Raw genomic sequence first — 19,957 nt, 5'->3', positions numbered from 1 at the left:
TACGTTGCTAAACGGACGCCTTGCACTTTTCTTATTTAAACTAAATTATTGATTTCTTCCTTCACTACACAATTTTTGCCTGTGTTCTTGGCAGCATATAGCGCTTTGTCTGCACGGACGAATAATTCTTTCACATCTGTTTTCCTCTTAGACTCCCATGTGGAGACTCCGCAGGATATGGTTACCTTAGGACTTGTGAAATTTTCCGTCTGTTTCCTCATCTGGGTTGCAATATGGACCCCCTCGTCAATGGTTGCATTAGATAAATATATTGCAAGTTCTTCGCCGCCCCATCGTGCTGGAACATCGTCTTCACCAGTATGAGCAGTAATTATGGATGCAACCTGAATAATTACTTCATCTCCCACATCATGGCCATACGTATCGTTTATAACTTTGAAATCATCAATATCTACAATGATTAACGCCCCTTTTTCATCATTGTTTAAATGTTGCTGGATTTTTTCTTCTAGATAGTTACGGGAAAATAATTTGGTCAAATAATCGGTAATCGCAACAGCCTTTAATTTTTCATTCAAAATGGAGTTAGTCAACGATAGCGTAAAATGTTGAACAAGCGATTGCATCAGTTTAAAGTTGTCAAAAGAAAAAGCATATTTCTTCTGCTGAAGAATGATAATCACACCATGAATCGTACCAGCCTGCACCATGGGTATTGCCATAATGGACAAAAAAGGGAAATCTGACAGTTCCTTCGAGTAATCCCCACTGAATATGGGATCATTTTTTTGCATTACTTGATTTAAAATAAAATCGGCATTGTCTTCCCCTTCAGCTGTAAAAAAGTATTCTGTGCTGCCAGATAAGACATTGATCATATGGCTTTGCGTCTCTCCAGTAAAAATAAACCCGACTTGGCCAGCACCACAAGCTTCCATAATCTTTTTTCGAACAATAGTAGTGATTTCAACAATATTCAAATTTGAATTTAATGCGTGAGTCGCATCATTTAACAACTTCAAATCCTTAACTAAGTGCTTTGAGTTCTGATAAAGTGTTGCACTTTCTATTGCCTGACCGGCTATACCGGATAGTTTAGCTATGAATTCAATTTCGTTTCGCGGAAAGTCCACCGTATTTTGAGTAATAATCAGTAAAACACCATACACTCCCTGCTTTCCTTTTAGCGGGGCATACAGACACGTTTTTTTCTCCTTCACCCGATCCTCAAGCTGAACTTCTCCGGTAATAAACGCTTGATTGCTTACTCGCTTCGTTGCATCATCACTAAATTCAAGAGTCTTAATAGGTAAACTCGAGTCCTCTTCGTAATCCTGTGAAAGTAAGATGTTGTATTCAAAAAGAGGATAGATGGTATCCATCGCTTTGGTTATTTCAGTCAAAATATTTTTCTTGGTAATTAATGAATAAAACTTCGTAGTGAGTTCAACTAAGTAAGCGTTTCTATTTTCATTTTCTTTAGTGGAAATATAATAGTTAAAAATTGTTAATAGATTTTCAAGTTCATCTTTAGAAAGTTCCAAAACCCCAGAATCAAAATCACAATCACTTTGGTAAGCTAAAAAAAGGAATGCACCAGGATCAACTTTCGGATTAAGAAATATTATTTGGCTTTTTAAATTGGAAGGTTCTTTAAATACCAGATCAGCGTACTGCACGTTTTCCTGCATGACTTTTTCTAAGTTGAGTTCTTTAAATGGTTGCTCTTTTAAAATGCTATGTATATCTTCTGTAACCCGCTCATACGTCTGTTCCCAATTATTATACGTGTAGATTGCTGCAAGCTGAACTTGAAGAAGGTCCTGCATCTTAAGAGAAACGGTCTCAAGAATCTGACCGTATGAATATGCAGGTATATTTGAAATCAGCTCAAAGAAAGCGTTTCTCATGTTAGACTTCAATTTATTTTGGTCTATCATTTTTGATCACCTGTCATTAAATTTAATTTTTATAGCAACTATTTTAATATCTTTGAAAAATCACTTATATACAGTATATAGCAAAAATTAGTTATTTCCCAAAAAATACATAAAAAATTTAAATTTACTTATGGTTTCTACTCAATAAATGTTTGACTTATATACATGAAACTTATATACTATTCTTTGTGTAAAATAAAAAGGTAGCCTTTGTGAACCGACGTTGTTATCATTTTGTTCCTCAGACAATGAGGTGTATCGTGTAACTCTTTGCTGCTGGAGCGATGGTACATGAAAACATAATGAGCAACGGATAGGAACACGGTCGCTTATTTTATGCAAATAAAATAATAAAGGAGATTGTCCTATGTCACGTTTTACTGGATCAGTATGGAAGAAATCACGTCGTCTTGGCATTTCATTAACAGGAACTGGTAAGGAATTAGATAAACGCCCTTACGCACCTGGCCAACACGGACCTAACCAAAGAAAGAAAATCTCAGAATATGGTCTTCAACAACAAGAGAAGCAAAAACTTCGCTTCTTGTATGGACTGAACGAACGTCAATTCCGTAACTTGTTTACCGAAGCTGGTAAACAAAGAGGTATCCACGGTGAAAACTTCATGATTCTTCTTGAATCACGTCTTGATAACCTTGTATACCGTGCAGGTCTTGCTCGTACACGCAGCCAGGCACGTCAGCTAGTAAATCATGGTCACGTAACTGTAGACGGCAAACGCGTAGATATCCCATCTTACCGTTTAAAGCCAGGTCAAACTTATAGTTTACGTGAAAAATCACAGAAGCTTGATATTGTAAAAGAAGCGATTGAAGTAAATAGCTTCGTACCAGATTACATTACATTTGATGCAGATAAATTTGAAGGATCTTACACGCGTCTTCCTGAGCGTACAGAACTTCCAGCTGAAATCAATGAAGCTCTAATCGTAGAATTCTATTCTCGTTAAGCTGAGTTAAAAAGTCAGAATCCGCTAATTAGCGGATTCTGGCTTTTTTTATGCATGAATTTCAGTCGGATAACTACTTAAAACGCGCGGTCATGACTGACCGCGCGTTCAGGCTGTCGGAAAATATATATTGATTCAAAATCCTGATCAGTATAAATTTTAAAGCTAGTGAAAAAGTAGTGGATTTTAAAAGTTTATCTTTTCAGCATTATTTTAGCATCTTCGAATATACGGAGACTCCTGCGGGAAGTAAGAGATCGGTGAGACCCCGGAGGACATAGTCCGAGGAGGCTCAACACTCGCCCGCGGAAAGCGCAGTATATTCGAAGATGCGAAGGTAGATCCTCATATTTCGAACTATTTCTATTAGAAAACTTGGCTAATCGCCAAGTCTTCAGTGCGAAAGTCTTAGTTGCTCTTTGCAGTAAAAAAAGATTTATACTTTCTTACCTGGCAAGCAGAAAGCGCGGTCATGACTGACCGCGCGTTTTATCATTTGTAACTTATTAAGTAGTACTTCTTCTTACCTCGACGAATGATAGTGAAGGTGTCTTCAATTCGGTCATTATTCGTAACCGTGTGCTTTAGATCCTGATTTCGTTCGCCATTAATGTAAATTGCACCATTGCTGATATCTTCCCTTGCTTGTCTTTTGGAAGATGAAATTTTAGCTTCAACAAGCAAATCAATTAGTCCAATATCTTCCTTTTGTCTATTATATGTTGGTACATCTTTAAACCCCTGCTCTATTTCTTTACCTGAAAGAGATTTTAAATCTCCACTAAACAACGATGCAGAAATTTTTTGTGCCTGATCGACGGCGTCCTGACCATGTACTACTCGTGTAACTTCTTCAGCCAGACGTTTCTGTGCCAATCTTTCTTCTGGTTTATTTTCCAATGAATCAACTAATGTATCAATATCATTCTGCCCTAGGAATGTAAAATATTGAATGAATTTAATAACATCACGATCATCAGTATTAAACCAGAATTGATAAAATTCATACGGTGTCGTTTTTGCAGGATCCAACCAGATTGCACCACCAGCGGTCTTGCCAAATTTTGTTCCGTCGGCTTTTGTAATTAATGGAACTGTTAGACCAAATACCTTTGTTTCTTCGTCCAGGTTTTCACGAGAACGACGAATCAATTCCATTCCGGCAGTAATATTTCCCCACTGATCACTGCCGCCAATTTGCAATGTACATTTCTCTTGCTCGTATAACTTTAGAAAGTCCAGTGACTGCAGAATCATATAGCTGAATTCAGTGTAAGAAATTCCTTGCTCAATTCGTGCTGAAACGGATTCTTTTGCAAGCATATAATTGATTCCAAAATGCTTCCCAGCATCCCGAAGAAAATCAATTACTGTCATACTTGCCAGCCAGTCATGATTATTACGGGCTACTGCAGCATTTTCACCATTGTCAAAATCCAGAAGGTTGGCTAATTGCTGGTTGATTTTTTCACTATAGCCTTTTACAACACTGTCCTCATTTAACGAACGTTCTGCTGAGCGCCCGCTAGGGTCACCAATCATTCCCGTTCCTCCACCAACTAGTGCGATCGGACGGTGTCCAGCTTCTTGAAATCGTTTTAACATATACACTGGCAGCAAATGCCCAATATGTAAGCTGTCAGCCGTTGGGTCAAATCCACAATATAGCGTCACCTGGTTTTCTTCAAGATGCTTTGCTAATCCTTCGCGGTCAGTTGTCTGATGAATTAATCCACGTTTTTCTAAATCCTGTAATACGTTCATTTGCTTCACTCTCCTGTTTTTAGTTGATAATACAGAAAACTCGCCCCTAAAAATAAAGGGACGAGAATTTAATCGCGGTACCACCCTTGTTGCATAAATAATGCCACTTTGGGTTTTTTAACGATGGGTTTTCACCGTTTCTAGTCAATAGAAAATGCTCCAGATTGTAATTCATCAGCAAATGTATACCAGTTTCCACCAAACACTGGCTCTCTATAAAAGGGATTTGCATAACTACTTCGATCATTCTTAGCATATTGATATACAGTTATTATTTATTTCACCATAATTTACATTAAATTGCAATAAATATTACATGCTATAGGAAGAACACTAGATATAATTAATTTAAAAAGGTTAGTGATTTCTAGTTTAAATTATTTTTACTAGCTTACTAGTATGGTATAATATGGTGTGAATATTTAGGAGGTCTAAATATGGATGATGTTAAAAAGTATTTAAATAAAGCATATCAAAAGGTGAAGAACCTTTGGAACGAAGGAAGAATTCAACGCACATCTAGAGTTACATATGACGTTGCTTGGAATATTATTTTATTCTTTCTCATTATAGGTGTAATTGGATTCTTTTTTGCGGGAGGCGTAGGAGCTGGATACTTTGCTTCCTTAGTAAAGGATGAACCAATTCGAAGTTACGATAGTATGGAAGCTGACATATATAACTATGAAGAAACATCCAAGCTATACTTCGCAGAAAATAAGTATTTTGGTGACATAAGGTCTGAAATAATGCGTGAAGAAGTAAAGCTTGAAAATGTTTCTGATGTTCTGATAAATGCAGTAATTGCAACTGAAGATCGTAACTTTAAAGAACATGAGGGCGTCGTCCCAAAAGCTATTTTACGTGCGGTTGTTCAGGAAGCAACAAATGCCTCAGTTAAAACAGGCGGAAGTACCCTGACCCAGCAATTAATTAAAAATCAAATTCTTACAAATGAGGTTTCGTTTGAGCGTAAAGCCAAGGAAATTCTATTGGCACTAAGGTTGGAAAGATTCTTTGATAAAGATGAAATCCTTGAAGCATATCTTAATATTGTGCCTTATGGTCGAGAAGCGTCAGGAAAAAATATTGCAGGAATACAAACTGCAGCACAAGGAATCTTCGGTGTAGATGCGAAAGATGTGAATCTGCCACAAGCTGCATATTTAGCTGGACTTCCTCAGAGCCCATCGTATTATACTCCTTTTAAAAATAGTGGTGGTCTTAAAGAAAAAGGAGCATTGCAACCTGGTATCGATCGAATGGAAACAGTCTTATATCGCATGTATGAAGCAGAATACATTACAAAAGAAGAATATGAGAAAGCAATAAATTATGATATAGTTGCTGATTTTACACTTGAATCAAAATCGTCAATTGATAAATACCAGTATCTGATGTACGAAGCAGAAAGTCGCGCAATAAAAATTCTTACTGAACACCTTGCAACAGAAGATGGATATTCAATGAAGGATTTGAATGACGATAAAAAACTTTACGAAGAATATGCAATACGTGCCGATCGAGCTATGCGGAAAAATGGATATGAAGTTCATACGACGATTGATAAAGAAACGTATATAGCATTCCAGGATATAGCTAAAAACTATGAACATTATGGTCCGAAAAGCAACTGGTACTGGACTGATCCGAAAACCGGTAAAGAGTATCACATCAATGAACCTGTTCAAGCAGCAGGCATGTTAATAGAAAACAGTACTGGTAAAATTATTAGTTTCGTTGGGGGACGAGGATATTCTCAGGAAAACCAATTAAACTATGCAACTGAAGCTGTACGTTCAAACGGTAGTACAATGAAGCCACTCCTTACCTATGGACCTGCTTTCGAGACAGGTATCGCACAGCCGTCGACTCCTATTCCGGACATTAAGATGAAATACCCTGATACGAATGAATCGAGTGGTTTTTATACACCAACAAATTACACAGGCAACTATCATGGAATTGTCAGTGCACGTAAAGCACTTGCTGAGTCGTATAATGTGCCTGCGATAGCCACATACAATAAGTTAATGAATAAAGGAATAGGTCAGGAATATATTGAAAAAATGGGGATTAATACGATTGGAGACGAAGAGTACAGCAATCGCGGTCTAAGTATTGGTGGTACAACTTACGGAACTACAATCGAAGAAAATATAAACGCATATGGTACTTTCGCAAATGGGGGTAAATTTGTCGATGCCTATATGATAGAAAAAATTACCACTAATGATGGGAAAGTTATTTATCAGCACAAGTCAAAACCGGTAGATGTGTTCAGTCCCCAGACCGCATATTTAACTACTGACGTATTGCGTGACGTGTTTGATTATGGTACTGGAACCTACTTAAAATCTAAACTGGATATGTCTGTCGATTGGGCAGGGAAATCCGGTACTTCTCAAGACTGGAAAGATGCTTGGTTTGTTGGTTACAATCCAAATGTCACTTTTGGAGTATGGTTGGGTTATGATACACCATCCAGCTTAGATGACTGTGATAATTGTATGAGGTATAGTCATCGAAACCAGTTACTCTGGTCAAAGCTGATTAATAAAGCAACCGAAATAAACCCAGAATTGTTAGCTCCAAAGAAGAATTTTGAGCGGCCTGAAGGGATTGTCGAACGTAGCTACTGCGCTATTTCAGGTATGGCTCCATCAGACCTTTGCAGTAAAGCAGGACTAGTATATTCGGATATATTTAATTCAAAATACGCACCAAGTAAAACAGATAACAGCCTAACAACTGGAGCTTATGTAATGGTAGATGGCAAAGCTGTACTGGCCGGCCCAAGTACGCCCAGTGAATTTGTAAACGGTGATGGATTGACTTTCAACCCAGAATTTCTAAAAGAAAACAATTTTGATCAATTAAATGATTTGACTAAACTCTTCCCTTCTAAAGATAGAGCAAAATGGGAAAAAATTGGTGTTCCAAGTGGAGATATTGGTGCATCAATAAAAAATGATGGGAAAGCACCTGTTGCTCCATCCTCGGTCAAAAATTCAGGTGGCACCTTAACTTGGAGTGATTCAAGCAGCAGAGATGTTGTCGGATATCGCATCTATCGAGCAGCAAATCCAGACGCAAGCTTTTCTCTGATTGGCAACACAACGTCAACAGGCTTTAATGTCGGTGGCGGAAAAGCTGTATACGTTGTTAAAGCAGTAGACTACTTTGGGCTGAATTCAATGGCTTCGAGTGAAGCGGTGATTGGGGACTTTACGAAGCCTGAACCAAAGCCGCCCGAACCGAAAGAACCAAAACCCGAAAAACCAGATAAACCAGAACCAGTGGATCCACCTAAACCACCAGAGGACCCAGAACCAACAGACCCACCTGAGAATGATGAAGAAGAACCTGCTGATGGTGGTACGCCTGAAGAGGGAGACGAGGGAACTGAACCTGAACCTGAGCCTGGATCTGAGGATGCTACTACCTCTGACACTGGTTCTAGTACTGATTCTGGTTCAGGTTCTGGCGCTGGTTCTGATTCTGATTCTAATAAGCCAAAGCCTGAACCATCTGATAAACCAAAAGAATAATTTATTTAAAAAAATGAAGAAACAACAGTATAGTATAAATAAAATAACCCGAACGAAGTTTTCGACTTCGTTTGGGTTATTTGTTATAAAAAAAATTATCATTGCTTCGCCAAAATACTTCACGTATTCCAACATACCCACCACACTCAAACATTCACAATTCTAAACAAGTAATTTTTTAGTTATTACTAAAAATACAGACGATTATCCTGTATAATGAAAAAATAGTGAACAACTATATTTCTATAGGAGTAGGCGGTGCATATATGAACCATGTTAAAACTCATCAATCATTAACACACGACACTACCCAAGGAGAAATTACTATTGAAGGGCCGCTTCCTTCAAGCGAGTTAAGAAAATATAATTTTCATGAAGGACTGACTGCTTTTCGAACACCACCAAAACAGTTTGAAGCTATTCTTAACATCGCAGATTTTCCAGAGGGAAGGATTATTATTGCCCGTACTGATGAAACAATTGTTGGTTATGTCACTTACCTCCACCCTGACCCTTTAGAACGCTGGTCAGAGTTCAATATGGAAGATTTAATTGAACTGGGGGCAATTGAGGTTATTTCTGAATACCGTGGCTCTAAGGTAGCTTCAGGTTTATTAAAAGTCTCGATGCTGGATGATTTTATGGAAAATTATATTGTCATCTCCACTGAATATTATTGGCATTGGGACTTAGATGGAACCAAACTTAGTATATGGGACTATCGAAAAGTGATGGAAAAAATGATGGCTGCAGGAGGTCTTCTCCCTGCTCCAACGGATGATCCTGAGATTATTTCACACCCTGCCAATTGTTTGATGGTTAAAATCGGTAAGCATGTTTCAGAAGAATCGATTAATCTTTTTGATAAACTGCGCTTTTTACAGCGTCATCAATATCGCTCAATGAGGGAGGGTTTATAAATGCTAGTAGAAGAAATTATGAATACAAATGTTATAACACTTTCAGCAAAGTCAACCATTGCCGAAGCGCTGAAATTGTTACAGGAACACAGAATAAGACATATTCCTATTATCGATAGCGAAAGACAGGTAATTGGAATTGTTTCAGACCGCGATGTACGTGATGCTAGTCCATCGAGCTTCGATACTGAATCGACTGAAAATGTTCTGCAAAATGAGATACAGTCAATCATGAGTCATCCAGTTGTAACAGTCCATCCGCTTGATTTCGTTGAGGAAGTTGCAGGAATTTTTTATGACGAAGAGTTTGCCTGTGTGCCTGTTGTAAATAATAATATGCTAGTAGGTATGGTTACGGAGAAAGATATGCTTTATACATTAATTCATATCACAGGGACTAATGTTCAGAGTTCTCATATCGAGGTTAAAGTACCTCATAAACCCGGAATATTACCTGAAGTTGCTTCTGTTTTTGGAAAACGGAAAATGAATATTACATCGGTTCTCGTCTATCCATATAAAAAAGATCCAGACTATAAAGTTCTTGTTTTTCGTATTCAAACGATGAATCCAATGCCTGTAATTGAAGATTTACGAAATGCTGGCTATGAATTAATGTGGCCAAATAATATTACGGGGCCAAAATTATGACGTGTAACGCATCTTTTATTTTTTCAGATGACATGCTTGGTTATCATTTTCATGCAGATCATCCGTTTAATCAAAAACGGGTCATTCTTACAAAAGACTTACTTACTTCTTCACATGCATTGAGAGATAATCAAATCCTCCCTCCTCGCATGGCTACTGTTGAAGAGCTTGCACTATTTCATGACCCTGCCTACATTGAGGCAATTCAGAAAGCTGGCACTGGACTTTTAAACCAGGATGAAGCACTTGAATACGGAATTGGTACAGAAGATACACCTATTTTTAAAAATATGCATGAAGCCTCAAGTTATTTAGTTGGAGGTACGTTAACTGCTGTTGATACAGTTCTTGCGGGTAAAGCAGATCATGCGCTTAACCTGGGAGGTGGCCTCCATCATGGTTTCAAGCGACGCGCAGCAGGTTTTTGTATCTATAATGACGGAGCTGTAGCAATAAAATACATTAGGGAAAAGTACGATATGAAAGTTTTATATGTCGATACAGACGCACATCATGGAGATGGCGTTCAATGGGCATTTTATGAGGACCCTAATGTCTGCACATTTTCGATTCATGAAACTGGCCGTTACTTATTTCCCGGTACTGGAAATATTAATGAACGAGGAATCAAAAAAGGTCACGGTTATTCATTTAATTTACCAATTGATGCTTTTACAGAGGATGAATCATTTTTACAACTATATGAAACTGCTTTTCGTGAAATCACGGAATACTTTAAACCAGACGTTATTATTACACAAAACGGTGCTGATGCACACTGCTATGATCCGCTTACTCATCTATGTGGAACGATGGAAATTTACGAAAAAATTCCTGAACTTGCCCATGAATTAGCACATCAGTACTGTGATGGTAAATGGATAGCACTTGGTGGTGGCGGCTATGACACATGGAGAGTTGTTCCGCGTGCATGGGGGCAGGTTTGGAACGTGATGAATAGCGGAAGTCATCTTGTCGGCAATCTTCCCACTGAATGGGTTAATAAATGGCAGGCTGAAGCTCCAGTTGATCTGCCAGTTAGTTGGCAGGATGATAAAAGCATCGTCCCATCTATACCGAGAAGAAATGAAATAAATGAGAAAAACTATAAAATGCTGTTAAGTGCACTAAAATATACAAAGAAAACTTAACGAAAAAAGCTTGCAATAAAAGAAACGAGAAGATTAGACTTACTTAATCTTCTCGTTTCTTTAAGAATTCGGGTTACTATTGTTTTCCAGGATGACAATTTCTACCCGTCTATTCTTGCTCATGTTTTCAGGGCTGTCATTTGGTGCTAAAGGTTTAGTATCACTGTAGCCGACAATTGTAAATCGCGATTCATCGAAATTATGTTTATTGACCAGATAGCGAACAACACTGCTTGCTCTCGCACCTGATAGCTCCCAGTTGGATGGAAATCGAAAACTGGACATCGGCTTATTATCTGTATGTCCTTCAACTTTAACCTGATTTGGAATTTCTGCTAGTAACGAAGAAATTTTATTTAGAAAAGGCTCACCAGACTGAAGAATATCTGCTTCACCTGGTTCAAATAAAATCAGTTCCTGTAATACCAATACCACTCCACGCTCATTTCTGCTGGCAGAAATCACGTTATTTAGTTCATTTCTATCTAAGTACTGTTCCACGTTAGTCATTAGTTTATTTAAGGAGTCTTTTTGTTCAGCCACTTGATCATCATCAGAAGCCGAAAAATTATTAGTCTGTTCTGGTCTGTTTAATTCGCCTGAATTATTTTCATTTAAGAGATTATCCGGGTTGTCTAAAGGAACTGCAGATGGATTAAATTCAAAAACTGTTCGATCTTTAAAAGAATTAGAAACCGCTTCGAATTTCATCTGATCAAGCTGAGACATGGAAAACAATAAAATAAAAAACACTAGAATCAAAGTTACCATATCTGCATAAGTAACCATCCATTTTGGCGAACCGGTCTTCTTATTCCGCTTCAACGGTCTACGCTTCATTAATGCTCTCCTCCACAAAAGGAGTATCTTCTGCGACGTCTTCTTTCTTCTTTGTTTCTTTAGACAGAAAAGCACTTAGCTTTTCTTCAAGAATTCGAGGATTTTGGCCAGACTGAACCCCGATAACCCCTTCGATTATAACCTGCTTAATAAAAACCTCTTCCTCGGTCTTCGCTTCTAGTTTATTTGCCATTGGTACAAATACTAGATTAGCTAATACGGTACCATATAAAGTAGTCAGTAATGCTACCGCCATGCTTGGTCCTAATGTACTGGGATCCTGTAAACTATTAAGCATCAGAACTAAACCTATGAGTGTACCTATCATTCCCCAGGCAGGAGCGTACTCACCGGCTTTCTCCAAAATCGTTCGCCCTTTATAATGTCTGTCTTCCATTGCAATGATCTCTGCATTCATAATATCATTTATAACTTCTGGCTCGATACCATCTACTGCTAACAGAACACCTTTTTTTATAAATGGCTCGTCAACATCATCCAGTTCATTCTCAAGAGACAAAATTCCGTCTCTTCTCGCACGTTCTGATAGTTTAATAAATAACGCTATTAATTCAGGAAGTCTTTGATCATTTTGATGGAACGCTTCTTTCATGACTTTAAATGTTAATTTAATTTGTTCCATCTTAAAATTAATTAAAAGCGATGCGATAAGTCCGCCGATAACGATAAAGATGGATGCAACATCAAGAAATGACAGGAAGCCTTCTTTTCCGCCACTTGATAAGATTGCAATCATTATCATAATGAACCCTAACGTTATGCCGATCGGAGTTAAAATATCTCTTTTTCGCATACAACTCTCTCCTTAAAAACATTGTAAATCAATTAGATTTACCTATTATATCGACATAACTCTTATTTTGTTGAGTTTCTTTCAACAATTCTATGCGGCAATACAACTTTTTTTTCAGAAACATCTTCTTTATTCATATATTTAGTCAGCAAACGCATTGCGACTGCACCAATATCATACATAGGCTGGACAATTGTCGACAAAGTTGGGCGAACCATTGAAGCAAGTCTTGTATTATCAAATCCAAAGACTTCTATATCTCCCGGAACTGTCAATCCCTTATCCTGTGCACCATGAATAACGCCTAAAGCCATTTCATCAGAAGAGACAAAAATTGCCGAAGGATTACTTTCCAATGCGTAAAGTTCTTTAAAAGCTTCTATTCCTGAATCGTATGTGTAATCGCCCTTGATTACATATTCATCCTTTATCGTGATAGATGCATCCTTAAATGCCTTCTGATACCCAGCATACTTCTGTTTATTAATAAGCGTATCATCTTCACCAGAAATAAATGCAACGTCCTTATTACCTTTATCGAGTAAAAATTTTGTAGCTTCGTATGAAGCCTGTTCATAATCAATGTTAACAGAAGGAATCGTATTTGATTCGTCGTATGTAGCAGCTAGGACCACCGGAACAGATGAGGTTTTAAACTGGTTTACATGTTCATCGGTAATCGTGCCCCCCATAAAGATGATTCCATCCACTTGTTTTTCAAGCATTGTATTGATCAATTGAAGTTCTTTATCTTTATTCTGATCAGAATTGCTGAGGATAATATTGTATTTATACATGGTTGCTATATCTTCAATTCCTCTGGCAAGCTCCGCAAAAAAGATACTCGAAATATCAGGAATAATCGCTCCAACTGTTGTTGTTTTCTTACTCGCTAGACCACGCGCGACAGCATTTGGTCGATATCCCAAGGTTTCAATGGTTGCCAGCACTTTTTTCCGGGTAGTTGGTTTTACATTTGGGTTTCCGTTTACTACTCTCGATACTGTAGCCATGGATACGTTCGCTTCCCGAGCAACATCGTAAATTGTTATATTCATATTTAACAGCCTCCAACTTCAATTAAATAAAACGTTTTCTTTTTCATCTATCATACTCCACCACAGATTAAAACACAAAAATAACCATGGTAATCAAGGATAGAACACTTAGATTATCATTTATTTCTTCCAGTTGCTTTAGAGAATGCTTGTACCTCGTTCACAAAGTGCTCGAACATTTCCAGATCCATTTGCTGTGCAGAATCTGATAACGCTACTGCAGGGTCTGGATGTACCTCAGCCATAACACCATCAGCACCAATTGCAATTGCTGCTTTGGCCGCTGGTAATAGCAAGTCACGTCTGCCAGTTGAATGCGTTACATCTACCATGACCGGTAAATGGGTCTCCTGTTTCAGTATTGGCACTGCAGAGATATCCAGTGTGTTTCTCGTTGCTCTTTCATACGTTCGAATTCCCCGTTCACATAAAATAATATTACCGTTACCTCTCGAAATAATGTACTCCGCTGCATTGATAAACTCAGATATTGTAGCAGACATTCCACGTTTTAATAACACAGGTTTATCAACTTCTCCGACTGCCTTTAATAGTTCAAAGTTCTGCATGTTACGCGCACCTATCTGGATAACATCTACATAGTTAAGCGCTTCTTCTACATGGTTTGGATTTAATATTTCACTGACAATTGCCAGGTCATGTTCATCGGCTGCCTGTTTTAAAATCTTTAATCCTTCAAAACCTAGTCCTTGGAAATCATATGGAGATGTTCTCGGCTTAAACGCTCCACCGCGAAATAATTTAATTCCCTTCCCCTTCACAGACTCGGCAACCTTTGACACCTGTTCGTAACTTTCTACTGAACAAGGTCCCATAACAAAATGAACCTGGCCATCTCCAACTCTGCTTCCTTTAATATTAATAATTGTATCTTCTGGTTTGTTTTTGCGTGAAACCAGTAATTCTTTTCGATGATCATCTTCCTGTAATTCTAAGCTGGCTTTAAATATTTCTTTAAAAATATGCTCGACAGTTGATTTCACAAATGGACCTTTGTTATTGGAAGTAATCTGATTCATCATTTCTCTTTCCCGAACCGGATCAAATCGTTTAACACCTTGTTTGAGCTTAATCTGTCCAATTTGCTGAACAAGCTCCGCACGCTTATTAATTATTTCTAAAAGTTCCAAATTAACTTCATCCATTTGCTTTCGTAATATGTCTAATTGATTTTGTTTCATTTCCTACACCTCTATTTACAGTTTATAATTATGGGAAAGTATGGTACATTCTTTAGTAATTAAAAGAATTTTATAAGTTTATCAGATAGAATACTTAAGTAATTTTAGCAGTTTATGCAACCTGGAGGAACCCTTTATGAATGAAAATTTATTTGCACTTGATATCGGCACCAGATCAGTAACTGGAATTATATTAGAAAAAAATAATTCTGCTTTTTCCATTATTGATTATTATACAATTGAACACACGGAACGTTCGATGCATGACGGACAGATTCATAATGTCCCTGCAGTATCCAAAGTTATCACAAAAGTAAAGGATCACTTAGAAGAAAAGCATGGTACGCTTGCGTCTGTAAGTGTGGCTGCAGCAGGACGCTCACTTAAAACTATACAAACAGACGCCAAATTACATATAAATCAACAACCGATTCTCGACAACGAAACCATTAAGCACTTAGAGTTAAGTGCCGTTCACGCTGCACAGCAAGAACTAGCAACTGTTCACGAGAATGGTATCAATCCCACTTATTTTTGTGTTGGATATTCCGTCCTTCATTATAAGCTTGATGGCGAATTGATGGGCTCGTTAATTGATCAAACTGGCGAAGAAGCAAGTGTCGAAATTATTGCAACCTTTTTACCGAAAGTTGTTGTGGAATCATTGATAGCTGCCCTATCACGCTCTGATTTAGAAATGAATGCTCTTACACTTGAACCGATTGCTGCAATTCACGTTCTTATACCGGAATCGATGCGAAAGTTAAATATAGCCTTAGTCGATATAGGTGCCGGTACAAGTGATATTGCCATAACAGACCAAGGAACCGTTGCTGCTTACGGAATGGTTCCAATTGCTGGTGACGAAATTACGGAAGCTGTCAGCGAAAACTATTTACTGGATTTCCCAGTGGCTGAGCAGACAAAAAGAGACATTGTAACAAATGGAGAAGCTGTTGTAACGGATATATTAGGTTTTAAGTCGACAATAACCTATGACACATTGGTGCATGACATTAGAAATACAATTGATAATTTGGCACAATCTATTGCGAATGAAATTATCCAGCTTAATTCAAAGCCAACTAAAGCTGTAATGCTAATTGGCGGAGGAAGTCTTACCCCTGAAATTATCACTACGCTGGCAGGAAAGCTGCAGCTGCCCGAGAACCGTGTAGCTGTCAGAGGAATTGATGCTATTCAGAACCTGACGAATGCAAGTATATTGCCACCTGGTCCTGATTATATTACACCGATAGGAATTGCGATTGCTGCAAAAGAAAACCCAGTGCACTATATCAGCGTAACAGTGAACAACAACCTCATTCGAATGTTTGAAATGAAACAGTTAACAATTGGCGATTGTCTGGTTCAGGCAGGCATAGAAATTAAAAAATACTATGGTAAGCCAGGAATAGCCTCACTCATTACTGTAAATGGCAAGTGTATTACCTTACCAGGTGGATACGGACAACCACCAAAAATATATCTAAACGATAAAGAAGCAAGTGTTGAGACACCAATCAGTAATGATAATCAAATTCGAATTGAAAAAGGCGAAAATGGAGTCGCCCCAGACGCGTCCATCGAAAACGTCATCGGTGATATGCCTAGTAAATTTATAAAATTTAATGGACAGGCTATTACAATAAATCCTATCTTTCACGTTAATAATAAAATAGTAACGAAAAACTATGTACTTAAGGATAGGGATGAATTAAGGATAACTCAAGTAAGAACCATCCGGGATTTTTTGTCATCGAACAGTACAGAAAAGTTAAACACGCTTCAACCTTTTACAATTTACGTTAATCAGAAGGAATGCACCATTAATGCCGGTAAATCAAACATTTACTTGAACGATAAAGTGGCTGATGCAAATGAAAATCTTAAAGATGGCGATTCACTTACTTTGCAGTACGCGATTATTCCAACAGTGGCTGATTTGTTAAAAGAGCGCAATGAACAATATAACGAAAAGATACATGTGTCCTTTAACAGTAAACCCATCACCATGTGTCAACAGCGTTTACTTATTTTGAGAAACAGCGATCAGGAACTATTTGAAGACTCATTATTAAAAAATGGTGACCACATTACCATAAAGTCCAAAGCAATTCAGCCTTTTATATTTCAGGACATATTCCGATATATAGACATCGACCTTTCAAAAGTAAACAGCAATTTTCAACTTTATAAAAATGATACTATCACCAGCTTTGATGCAATCGTGGAAGATAAAGATCGTTTACAAATTGACTATTAAATACTCAACTTTGGAACATGGAAGCATTTAAAATAAGTAGAATTTGATGTAAACTGAAATTAACAGCAACGAACTTTCCGCTGCCGGCAGTCTCGCAACATAGGGCGGTTTATGAGCTTTCAGGTGCCGCGGTAGGTGGCCACTGGAAAAGTTTTGTATGGTACGAAATAAGTGGATCTACTATCGCATTTTCGAATATACTTCGCTTTCCGCCCGCAGCGATCCTGGACGGCAGCTTTAGAGTAAATTTAAGATTATAAGCCTAACGTTACGTCGCAGTATATATGTTTTGTGTCAACATCAGTAGAATGTATGCTTATTCAACTACTACAGTGAGCACCGATTTATTTTCGTATTCGTTAGGTGAGTTGAATGTAAAAGGGTAAGAGCTCAAATGCTCTTACCCTTTTGACTTATATCCTACTGGAAATTACTTTTTTTCAAGTTCATCTGTAGCTTCTTCGATTGCCTCTGCTACTTCTTCAGCTGCTTCTAATGCTTCATCTTCTCTATTACGTCTCTCTTGAATTTTACTTTGAAGTGTTTTTGTAAGATCCTGTGTTTTTTGAGAAAGTTCTTTAGAAGAATCAACTGCTTTAGTTTTAAATTCTGACCCTTTAACATAAGCCTTATCTTTTAAATCTGTACCCTTTTCATATGCTACGCTTTTCCAATCACTTGCTCTTCCGCGCACATCAGTAGCACCCTGATTTAAATTATCACGTAGTTCTCTTCCTGACTTTGGTGCATACAACAATGCTACAGATGCACCTACAATTCCCCCGACAAGTGTTCCTATGACAAAATCTTTTGTATTAATATTCTGGTTTTGCTGGTTCTCCTGATTTCCCATGTAAAATTCCTCCTGTTAAAAATTTATTTTCTTTTCTTTTTCCACAAATCAACCATTGCTGATCCCCATGTAACTGCCTGAGACGCTTTGTCCTGATTTTGTTCAGCAGCATTAGAGACCTTAGAAGTGATACGTTTTAGTGACTGGTTAAAATCCTTTACAGTCTCTCCAATACCCTTTACACCATCAAAAAGGCCGTTCATTTTAGAGGATTTCTGGTTTACATCATCTGCTAAACGGTTTGTTTTATTTAATAATGCAGTAGTTTCAGTGGTAATACCTTGTAATTGTTTTTCTAAGTCTTCAACAGTATCTGCAACATTATTTAATGTTCGCTGAGTCGCCTTTAATGTCTTTGCTAAATAAATAACCAGTACTGCGAATGCAATTGCTACTATAATTGCAGCAATATACAACAAAATTTCCATTCCATAGTTCAACTCCTTTATTATGTAATTGTTAACATAGCATGTAAAAATAAATTCATCATTTATTATTAATACCCTTTTTTACCATACATAAACATAGCCATATTATACCAAGTATATCATTATTAGAGTGATTCATCTAATTCTAGGACAGGAACAACAAAAAAAGTCTGCTGGCAGCAGACTTTTTTAAGGATATTACGCATTTTTTTCTTTTCTTTCATTTTGGATAGAATTTTCATATGCTTGTTGAAACTTTTGAATATCTCCTGCACCCATAAAAATAAGTACGCTATCATTATGCTCAGTTAGCGCTAACGTATTGTCGATATCAAGCATTTCACTATTTTCCACCAGTTTTTGCAGATCATTAATAGAAAGCTTGCCTGATTCCTCGCGCGCAGATCCAAATATATCGCAAAGATAAGTATGATCTGCTAAATTTAAACTGTCAGCAAATTCTCGTAAAAACGTTTTAGTACGCGTAAACGTATGTGGCTGAAAAATAGCAACAACTGATTTATTTGGGTATTTCTTTCTTGCCGTGTCAATGGTAGCAGTGATTTCACGAGGATGGTGTGCATAGTCGTCGACTAATACCTGATCCCCAACCTGCTTTTCAGTAAACCGACGTTTTACGCCTTTAAACGTACTTAAAGCTTTGATATTTTCTGCCTTCAAACCTTCATAATGACAAATAGCAATTACAGAAAGAGCGTTTAAAATATTATGATCGCCATGCATTGGAATAGTAAATGTGTCATAAAAAGTATTTCGAACGAAAACATCAAATTCAGTACCAGATTCCGTCTCTACCATATTCTGCGCCTGAAAATCATTCGTATCTGAAAAACCATAGTATACTACAGGTACTTTAGCTTGAATTTCCTGAAGCTGTTCATCATCACCACACGCGATTATTCCTTTTTTCACTCGGTCTGCCATTGACTGAAATGCCTCAAAAACATCTTCAATACTTGTGAAGTAGTCCGGATGGTCGAAATCAATATTTGTCATTACGGCATAGTCCGGGTCATACTCCAGAAAATGACGTCGGTATTCACACGCTTCAAATACAAAATATTCACTATCTACATGCCCTTTACCAGTTCCATCGCCAATTAAATAGGAAATTGGATAAGTCTCTCCCAATACGTGAGCCAGCAGGCCAGTGGTCGATGTTTTACCATGAGCACCTGCAATCGCAATGCTTGTATACTGTTTTAACCATTCACCTAAAAATTCATGGTATCTGAAAAAAGTAACACCAAGCTCCTTCGCTCTTTTTATTTCAGCATGGTCCTCAGAAAAAGCATTCCCGGCAATAACCGTATACTCTTCTTTGATGTTGTCTTTAGAGAAAGGTAGTATTAGGATGTTCTTCTCCTCTAACACCTCTTGTGTATAAAACCGTTTTTCCACGTCAGATCCCTGCACACTTTCGCCCGAATCACTTAAAATTTGTGCAAGTGCACTCATTCCTGTTCCTTTAATACCAATAAAATGGTAAGTTGTCATAAAAAAGAACCTCCAAATAAATATATAAGAAAAGCGCAATCGCCTTAATATTACTCATTTCTATATAAAT

General features: G+C 37.6%; 15 protein-coding genes and 1 other annotated feature. Of the genes, 6 read left to right on the top strand and 9 right to left on the bottom strand.

Annotated elements, in window-relative coordinates; translation table 11 throughout:
- Window positions 1–35: 35 nt before the first annotated feature.
- Complete coding sequence (locus VBD025_RS09275; RefSeq protein WP_430784746.1) at window positions 36–1,901, bottom strand: diguanylate cyclase domain-containing protein; 1,866 nt, start codon at window positions 1,899–1,901, stop codon at window positions 36–38.
- Window positions 1,902–2,268: 367 nt separating this feature from the next.
- On the opposite strand from VBD025_RS09275, the gene rpsD reads away from it, so the two are divergent.
- A complete protein-coding gene (gene rpsD, locus VBD025_RS09270; protein ID WP_430784744.1) occupies window positions 2,269–2,871 on the top strand; it encodes a 30S ribosomal protein S4 in 603 nt (200 codons plus the stop codon).
- A gap of 492 nt (window positions 2,872–3,363) precedes the next feature.
- On the opposite strand, the gene tyrS is transcribed toward rpsD, so the two are convergent.
- On the bottom strand, window positions 3,364–4,635 hold the full coding sequence (tyrS, locus tag VBD025_RS09265; protein ID WP_430784742.1) for a tyrosine--tRNA ligase: 1,272 nt from the start codon (window positions 4,633–4,635) through the stop codon (window positions 3,364–3,366).
- Between the two features lie 53 nt (window positions 4,636–4,688).
- Window positions 4,689–4,895 (bottom strand) — a binding site (T-box leader).
- 177 nt (window positions 4,896–5,072) lie between these two features.
- Here tyrS and VBD025_RS09260 point away from each other — a divergent pair.
- The 4 genes from VBD025_RS09260 to VBD025_RS09245 all read left to right on the top strand — a co-directional run bounded on the left by VBD025_RS09260 (window position 5,073) and on the right by VBD025_RS09245 (window position 10,908).
- Window positions 5,073–8,186, top strand: coding sequence for a transglycosylase domain-containing protein (locus tag VBD025_RS09260; RefSeq protein ID WP_430784739.1), 3,114 nt, complete (start codon window positions 5,073–5,075; stop codon window positions 8,184–8,186).
- Between the two features lie 266 nt (window positions 8,187–8,452).
- Entirely contained in the window at window positions 8,453–9,106 is a 654-nt protein-coding gene (locus VBD025_RS09255; RefSeq protein WP_430784737.1) for a GNAT family N-acetyltransferase, read from the top strand.
- On the top strand, window positions 9,107–9,757 hold the full coding sequence (locus VBD025_RS09250) for an acetoin utilization AcuB family protein (RefSeq protein ID WP_430784735.1): 651 nt from the start codon (window positions 9,107–9,109) through the stop codon (window positions 9,755–9,757). It abuts the gene before it with no gap.
- Window positions 9,754–10,908 (top strand): acetoin utilization protein AcuC, encoded by a 1,155-nt coding sequence (locus tag VBD025_RS09245; protein ID WP_430784733.1) that lies wholly within the window; start codon window positions 9,754–9,756, stop codon window positions 10,906–10,908. The genes VBD025_RS09250 and VBD025_RS09245 overlap by 4 nt, the downstream gene beginning before the upstream one ends.
- Before the next feature lie 60 nt (window positions 10,909–10,968).
- On the opposite strand, the gene motS is transcribed toward VBD025_RS09245, so the two are convergent.
- The 4 genes from motS to VBD025_RS09225 form a co-directional block, all read right to left on the bottom strand.
- Entirely contained in the window at window positions 10,969–11,748 is a 780-nt protein-coding gene (motS, locus tag VBD025_RS09240) for a flagellar motor protein MotS (RefSeq protein ID WP_430784731.1), read from the bottom strand.
- The gene (gene motP, locus VBD025_RS09235; protein ID WP_430784729.1) at window positions 11,738–12,562 is read right to left on the bottom strand and encodes a flagellar motor protein MotP; all 825 of its coding nucleotides are present in this window, start codon (window positions 12,560–12,562) and stop codon (window positions 11,738–11,740) included. Before motP ends, motS begins: the two co-directional genes overlap by 11 nt.
- Window positions 12,563–12,624: 62 nt before the next feature.
- Complete coding sequence (gene ccpA, locus VBD025_RS09230) at window positions 12,625–13,620, bottom strand: catabolite control protein A (protein WP_430784727.1); 996 nt, start codon at window positions 13,618–13,620, stop codon at window positions 12,625–12,627.
- Between the two features lie 116 nt (window positions 13,621–13,736).
- Window positions 13,737–14,822, bottom strand: a complete 1,086-nt coding sequence (locus tag VBD025_RS09225; RefSeq protein WP_430784725.1) for a bifunctional 3-deoxy-7-phosphoheptulonate synthase/chorismate mutase — start codon at window positions 14,820–14,822, stop codon at window positions 13,737–13,739.
- A gap of 136 nt (window positions 14,823–14,958) precedes the next feature.
- Between VBD025_RS09225 and VBD025_RS09220 the strand changes: the two genes are divergently transcribed.
- Window positions 14,959–17,088 carry a cell division protein FtsA gene (locus tag VBD025_RS09220; protein ID WP_430784723.1) on the top strand — a complete coding sequence of 710 codons (2,130 nt, stop codon included), beginning with the start codon at window positions 14,959–14,961 and terminating at the stop codon, window positions 17,086–17,088.
- A gap of 430 nt (window positions 17,089–17,518) precedes the next feature.
- Here the strand turns inward: VBD025_RS09220 and VBD025_RS09215 are convergent, their stop codons facing one another.
- The 3 genes from VBD025_RS09215 to murC form a co-directional block, all read right to left on the bottom strand.
- A complete protein-coding gene (locus VBD025_RS09215; protein ID WP_430784721.1) occupies window positions 17,519–17,941 on the bottom strand; it encodes a YtxH domain-containing protein in 423 nt (140 codons plus the stop codon).
- 23 nt (window positions 17,942–17,964) lie between these two features.
- Window positions 17,965–18,369 carry a DUF948 domain-containing protein gene (locus VBD025_RS09210; protein WP_430784719.1) on the bottom strand — a complete coding sequence of 135 codons (405 nt, stop codon included), beginning with the start codon at window positions 18,367–18,369 and terminating at the stop codon, window positions 17,965–17,967.
- A gap of 198 nt (window positions 18,370–18,567) precedes the next feature.
- Entirely contained in the window at window positions 18,568–19,887 is a 1,320-nt protein-coding gene (gene murC, locus VBD025_RS09205) for a UDP-N-acetylmuramate--L-alanine ligase (RefSeq protein ID WP_430784717.1), read from the bottom strand.
- Window positions 19,888–19,957: the final 70 nt, after the last annotated feature.

The sequence above is a fragment of the Virgibacillus flavescens genome, assembly GCF_050574275.1.
Taxonomy (GTDB): domain Bacteria; phylum Bacillota; class Bacilli; order Bacillales; family Amphibacillaceae; genus Virgibacillus_F; species Virgibacillus_F flavescens.
This window is presented reverse-complemented; position numbering and strand designations above follow the sequence as displayed.